At 72.3% G+C, this 6,188-nt stretch carries 7 protein-coding genes and 1 rRNA gene; 2 read left to right on the top strand and 6 right to left on the bottom strand.

The features are described from left to right. A 5S ribosomal RNA gene (rrf, locus tag J3486_RS43395) occupies positions 1-107 on the top strand; the annotation flags it as partial. A 47-nt stretch (positions 108-154) separates the two neighbouring features. Here the strand turns inward: rrf and J3486_RS43390 are convergent. The 6 genes from J3486_RS43390 to J3486_RS43365 form a co-directional block, all read right to left on the bottom strand. Continuing rightward, entirely contained in the window at positions 155-1,318 is a 1,164-nt protein-coding gene (locus tag J3486_RS43390; protein WP_207830677.1) for an RNA polymerase sigma factor, read from the bottom strand. A 25-nt stretch (positions 1,319-1,343) separates the two neighbouring features. Next, positions 1,344-1,751 (bottom strand): YciI family protein, encoded by a 408-nt coding sequence (locus J3486_RS43385; protein WP_207830659.1) that lies wholly within the window; start codon positions 1,749-1,751, stop codon positions 1,344-1,346. A gap of 109 nt (positions 1,752-1,860) precedes the next feature. Beyond that, on the bottom strand, positions 1,861-2,550 hold the full coding sequence (locus tag J3486_RS43380) for a response regulator transcription factor (RefSeq protein WP_307805194.1): 690 nt from the start codon (positions 2,548-2,550) through the stop codon (positions 1,861-1,863). After that, entirely contained in the window at positions 2,547-3,782 is a 1,236-nt protein-coding gene (locus J3486_RS43375; protein ID WP_207830656.1) for a sensor histidine kinase, read from the bottom strand. Before J3486_RS43375 ends, J3486_RS43380 begins: the two co-directional genes overlap by 4 nt. Before the next feature lie 25 nt (positions 3,783-3,807). After that, positions 3,808-4,578 (bottom strand): ABC transporter permease, encoded by a 771-nt coding sequence (locus J3486_RS43370; protein WP_207830654.1) that lies wholly within the window; start codon positions 4,576-4,578, stop codon positions 3,808-3,810. After that, positions 4,575-5,531, bottom strand: a complete 957-nt coding sequence (locus J3486_RS43365; RefSeq protein ID WP_207830651.1) for an ATP-binding cassette domain-containing protein — start codon at positions 5,529-5,531, stop codon at positions 4,575-4,577. The genes J3486_RS43370 and J3486_RS43365 overlap by 4 nt, the downstream gene beginning before the upstream one ends. A gap of 105 nt (positions 5,532-5,636) precedes the next feature. Between J3486_RS43365 and J3486_RS43360 the strand changes: the two genes are divergently transcribed. Next, positions 5,637-6,182 (top strand): GNAT family N-acetyltransferase, encoded by a 546-nt coding sequence (locus J3486_RS43360; RefSeq protein ID WP_207830636.1) that lies wholly within the window; start codon positions 5,637-5,639, stop codon positions 6,180-6,182. Positions 6,183-6,188 lie beyond the last annotated feature (6 nt).

Here is a 6,188-nt window from a genome sequence, read left to right as displayed (position 1 = left end):
ATAGCGTGAGGGAAACGCCCGGTTACATTCCGAACCCGGAAGCTAAGCCTCACAGCGCCGATGGTACTGCAGGGGGGACCCTGTGGGAGAGTAGGACGCCGCCGAACAAATTTTGAGAAAACCCCCGTGTCATTGACACGGGGGTTTTCTGCGTTTACCGGTCGGGATTGATCGCGGGATTGATCGTGGAATTAAGGCGGGCCGCCTGCAAGGTGAGGTGGTTGCGTTCCGCCAGCGTCGGGGCCTTTTCCGCCGCCTCCGCGTAGAGGCGGGCCGCTGTCGGCAGGTCGCCGGCGCGTTCGTGCAGGTGGGCCGCCACTGCCGTGTGGCGGGGCAGGCTGTCGTCCACAGACGCGAGTGCGGCCAGGCCGGCGCGGGGGCCGTCGGCCTCGCCCACCGCCACCGCCCGGTTCAGGCGGACGACGGGACTGTTGGTCAGGGCGACGAGCTCGTCGTACCACTCGACGATCTGGCCCCAGTCGGTCTCCTCGGCGGTGAGGGCATCGGCATGGAGAGCGGCGATGGCGGCCTGGGCCTGGTACTCGCCGAGCCGGTCGCGGGCCAGGGCCGCCTGGAGGATCTTGATGCCCTCCGCGATCAGCGTCGTGTCCCACCGGCCGCGGTCCTGCTCAGCGAGCGGGACCAGGACGCCGTCCGGCGTGGTGCGGGCCGCCCGGCGGGCGTGATGGAGCAGCATCAGGGCGAGCAGGCCCGCCACCTCGGGGTGGTCGAACGTCGCGGAGAGCTGCCGGGTGAGACGGATCGCCTCGGCGGCGAGGTCGATGTCGCCCGAGTAGCCCTCGTTGAAGACCAGATAGAGCGTGCGCAGGACCGTGGCGACGTCGCCGGGTGTGTCGAGGCGGGTGTCGCAGACGGTGCGCTTCGCCCGGCTGATGCGTTGCGCCATGGTGGCCTCGGGGACCAGATAGGCGCGGGCGATCTGGCGCGTGCTGAGACCGCCGACGGCGCGCAGGGTGAGCGCGACCGCCGAGGACGGGGTCAGGGCGGGGTGCGCGCAGAGGAAGTAGAGCTGGAGCGTGTCGTCCGTGGTGGGGGCGGGGCCCGGTGGGGGCTCCTCCTCCACCAGGTCTTCGCGTCTGCGGCGGGCGGTGTCGGCGCGCGTCGCGTCGAGGAAGCGCCGCCAGGCCACCGTGATCAGCCAGCCCTTGGGATCGCGCGGCGGCGTGGCGGGCCAGGTGCGGACCGCCTCCAGGAGGGCGTCCTGCACCGCGTCCTCGGCCGCCGCGAAATCGGCTCCGCGGCGGACGAGGACGGCGAGCACGCCCGGGGTGAGGCCGCGCAGCGCGGCCTCGTCCAAAGGGTCGGGAGTCGACATCCGCGGGTCACTCCGTGATGGTGGCCGGGGCGTGCAGGAACGGGCGCAGCTCCAGCCACTCGTGGATCGGCTTGCCGCCCGCGCCGGGGGCGGCGGACAGCTCCCCGGCCAGCTCGACCGCACGCTCGTACGTGTCGACGTCGATGACCATCCAGCCGGCGATGAGGTCCTTGGTCTCGGCGAACGGGCCGTCGGTGACCGGCGGGCGGCCCTCGCCGTCGTAGCGGACCCAGGTGCCCTCGGGGGCGAGAGCCTGGCCGTCGACGAACTCGCCGGTCTGCTCCAGGCGGGCCGCGAAGTCCTGCATGTACTTGATGTGGGCGGTGACCTCCTCCGGCGTCCACTGGTCCATCGGTACGCAGTTCTCCGCCTCGGGGGCGCCGCGGTAGTGCTTCAGCAGCAGGTACTTGGCCATGATCGGTCTCCTCGGTGTGAGTGGCTCGTTGAGGTGTGTTCACCACGGGGACGGAGACGGGCGTCGGTTCTCGACATCCTCATGCGGGATTCCTGAAGTTTTTTCTGACTCAGGTCGGCTCCACCAGCTTCGCGTCGTACGCGACGATCACCGCCTGCACCCTGTCCCGGGCCCCGGTCTTCGCGAGGATGCGGGAGATGTGCGTCTTCACCGTGGATTCGGCGAGGTGGAGGCGCTGGGCGATCTCGGTGTTGGTCCAGCCCCGGGCTATGACCGTGAGGATCTCGCGCTCGCGGTCCGTGAGGGCGGCGACGCGCGGGTCCAGGGCAGCCGGGGCGCCGGGCGCGGCCGGGAGATGGTGGACGTACGCGTCGAGCAGGCGGCGGGTCAGGCCGGGGGCCACGATCGCGTCGCCCGCCGCCACCGCGCGGATCCCGGCGAGCAGCTCCTCGGGCAGCGCGTCCTTGACCAGGAAGCCGGAGGCGCCGGCGCGCAGGCCCGCGTACGCGTACTCGTCCATGTCGAACGTCGTGAGGATGAGGATGCGGGGGACCGGGCCGCGCTCGATGATGCGGCGGGTCGCCTCGATGCCGTCCATGCCGGGCATCCGGATGTCCATGAGGACCACGTCGGGGGCGAGTTCGGCGGCCAGGCGGACGGCTTCCGTGCCGGTGCCCGCCTCGCCCGCGACCTTCATGTCGTCCTGGCTCTCCAGCAGCATGCGGAAGCCGAAGCGCTGCATGGGCTGGTCGTCGACGATCAGGACCGAGGTCGTGGGGGCGGTCGGAGTCTCGGTCACAGGGCGGTTTCCTTCGGGGTGCGGAGACGGGCCGTGACCCGCCAGCCGCCGGTGGGGCGCGGGCCCGCCTCAAGTGTGCCGTCGTAGAGGGCGGTTCGCTCGCGCATCCCGGTCAGACCCCGGCCGGCCGTGTCCTGCGACGGGGCGCCGCCCGCACCCGTGTCGGTGACCGTCAGGGCGATGGCGTCGGGGGTGCGGGCGATGTCGACGGTGGCGGTGGCGCCGGGGCCGCCGTGCTTCAGGGTGTTGGTGAGGGCTTCCTGGACGATCCGGTACACGGCCAGCTGGATGCCCGGCGGGAGCGTGGCGTGTTCCGTGGTGCCGGTGACCGTGACCGGCAGGCCCGCCTCGCGGACCCCGTCGAGGAGCGCGTCCAGGTCGTCGAGGGCCGGCTGCGGGGTCAACGCGGGCTCCGCGGCGGGCAGTTCCGTGTTGAGTACGTCGAGCAGGCGGCGGAGTTCGGTGAGGGCCTGGCGGCTGGTGTCGGCGATGGCGGTGAGGGCCTGCGCCGCGCGTTCGGGACGGCGGGCCGCCGCGTAGGAGCCGCCGTCGGCGAGGCCGGTGATCACGGAGAGGTTGTGGCCGATGATGTCGTGCATCTCGCGGGCGATGCGGGCCCGTTCCGCGGCGGCCGCGAGCCGGGCCTGCTGGTCGCGCTCGATCTCCAGGCGCTGGGCGCGTTCGACGAGGGCCCGGGTGTAGTCCTGGCGGGAGCGGACCGCGATGCCCGCGAGCGTGACCAGGGCGAAGGACCAGATCTGCGGGACGAGGAGCTCGTCCCAACTCCCTTTGGGATAGCGGAAGACGGAGACCGTCATGGGGGCGACGACCAGCAGCGCCGCGCGGAGCAGGGAGCGCCATGGCAGGCGCAGCGCGATGTTGAAGACGACGACGAACTGGATCAGCGCGGCTTGAAGCCAGGCGCCGGTCCAGTTGGAGACCACCGTCGTCGCCGCCATCACCGCGAGCGCCGGGAGCGGACGGCTGCGGCGCCACAGCAGGGGCAGGGTGAGGCCCAGGCTCAGCAGGCAGACCAGCCACTCGGCGACGTCCGGGTCGGCAGCCGTGTTGCGCCAGCCGCCGCCGGTCGCGTCGATGAGGGCGGCGATCACGAAGAACCCCGTCACCAGCAGGTCCCAGAGCAGCGGGCGGCGCACGTCGTAGGCGCGCGCCCGCTGGGTGAGGCGCTGGAGCAGCCGGGCCGCGGGGTGGGTGTCGTCGGGAGCGGTCACCGGGCCATCCTCGCTTCCGTACGGCTCACACGTCGCGTCGCTTGAGCAGGAATCCCGCCGCGCCAAGGACGGCCGCCGCCCACAGGCACAGGGCCGCCAGGCCCGCTCCGGGGGAGATCGCGTCCGCGTCCCGGGTGGCCGAGCCGAGGGCCTCGGCGGCCTGCGTGGGGAAGTACTTCACGCAGTCCCGTACGGCGTCGTAGGGGATCGTGCCGAGGATCTCGGGGAGGATCAGGACACCGCCGACGAAGGCGCCGATGCCGCCCGGCACCGAGCGCAGCAGCGCGCCGAGGCCGAGCGCGATCAGGCTGATCAGGGTGAGGCCCGCGGCGTTCCCGGCGAGGGCGCGCAGGATGCCGGGGTCGGTCAGCGATGTCGCCTTGTCCGTGTCGGAGAGCCAGATCTGGGCCAGCAGGAAGGTGGCCGTGTTCACCAGGAAGGAGAGGCCGAAGGCCACCGCCGTGAACAGGCCCGCCTTGGACCACAGCAGCGGCAGGCGGCGCGGGACGGCCGTGGCCGACGCGCGGATCAGGCCCGTGGAGTACTCGCCCGCCGTGACCAGGATGCCCAGGACGGCCAGGCAGATCTGGGCGAGCTGGGTGCCGAAGAGGACGAGGACGACGGTGTCGATGTTCGAGTCGTCGCCGTCGTACGTCGTCCCCATGACCAGGCCGACCGCCACGACCAGGGCGTACGCGATGCCCAGCGTCCACCAGGTGGAGCGCAGCGTACGGAGCTTGTGCCATTCGGAGTGCAGGACGCGGCGCGGCGTCACGGCGTAGGACGCGGTGGTCATGCGGAGGCTCCCGTCAGGGCGGTGGCGGTCGTGCCGGTCGAGGTGGTCGCCTGGTATTCGACGGCGTCCTGGGTGAGGTTCATGAAGGCCTGCTCCAACGAGGCCGTGCACGGGGTGAGTTCGTGGAGCGCGATGGCGTGCGCGGCGGCCAGCCGGCCGATGTCGGGGGCTTCGGGGCCGCGGACGTGGAGGGTGTCGGCGGCCTCGTCCGTGACGTCGGCGTCCCGGGGCAGCAGGGCGCGCAGCCGGGCCGCGTCGGGGGTGACGACCTTGACGTAGGCCGCGCCCGACGTCCGTACGAGCTCGTCGACCGTGGTGTCCGCGAGGAGCCGGCCGCGGCCGATCACGATCAGCCGGTCGGCGGTGAGTGCCATTTCGGACATCAGGTGGGAGGAGACGAGGATCGTACGGCCCTGCCCGGCAAGGGACTTGAGGAGCGTGCGGATCCACAGGACGCCCTCGGGGTCCAGGCCGTTGACGGGCTCGTCGAGGATGACCGTGGCCGGGTCGCCGAGCAGGGCGGCCGCGATGCCCAGGCGCTGGCCCATGCCGAGCGAGAAGCCCTTGACCCGCTTGCCCGCCACCTCGGTGAGGCCGGTGAGGTCGAGGACGGCCTCGACGCGGGAGCGCGGGATGCCGTGGGTGAGGGCGAGCGCCGTGAGGTGGTGGAAGGCGGAGCGGCCCGGGTGCACCGCCTTCGCCTCCAGGAGGGCGCCGACCTCGGTGAGGGGCGCGGGGTGGGCGGCGTAGGCGCGGCCGCCGATGGTGGCGCGGCCGGACGTGGGGGCGTCGAGGCCGAGCAGCATCCGCATCGTCGTGGACTTGCCGGCGCCGTTCGGGCCGAGGAAGCCGGTGACGGTGCCGGGTTCGACGTGGAAGGTGAGGTCGTCGACGACGGTCTTGCCTGAGGTGCCGCCGTAGCGTTTGGTGAGGCCGTGGGCTCGGATCGTCATGGCTACGACGATGCCGCGCGGGGGTGCGCGCGGGCGTCCGACCAGGGCATTCGGCTGCGGGAATGCAGTAGTACCGGGGTACTACGAGACCTTAGGGTGCACCGCATGGACTACGAGGTGCGGCCGGTACGGGTCGACGAGTGGGCGGCCGTCAAGGAACTGCGCCTTGAGGCGCTGCGGGACCCGGTGGCGTCCATCGCGTTCCTGGAGACGTACGAGGAGGCGCTCGCGCGGCCCGACTCGTTCTGGCAGGACCGGGCGGCGGGCGCCTCGCACGGCACGTCGGCACGGCAGTTCGTCGCGCAGGCACCGGACGGGCGGCTCGTCGGCACCGTGGTGATGCTCGTCGAGGAGGCCGGTTCGGTCGACTACTTCGGCGATCCGGTGGAGCGCAGGCAGGGCTCGGTCGTCGGGGTGTACGTGAGCCCCGAGGCGCGCGGCAGCGGGCTGATACGGGCCCTGTTCGACGCGGCGACGGAGTGGGTGTGGTCGCTGGAGGGCCTCGACCGGGTGCGGTTGTACGTCCACCAGGACAACGGGAGCGCCGAGGCGGCCTACCGGAGGATCGGCTTCGCACGCAGCGGAGGGGTCGCCCGGCTGGCCGGGGACCCCTCCGTGGACGAGTACGAGATGGAGATCAAGCGGCCCTGACGGTCG

Source organism: Streptomyces sp. VRA16 Mangrove soil, assembly GCF_017377775.1.
GTDB lineage: Bacteria > Actinomycetota > Actinomycetes > Streptomycetales > Streptomycetaceae > Streptomyces.
This window is presented reverse-complemented; position numbering and strand designations above follow the sequence as displayed.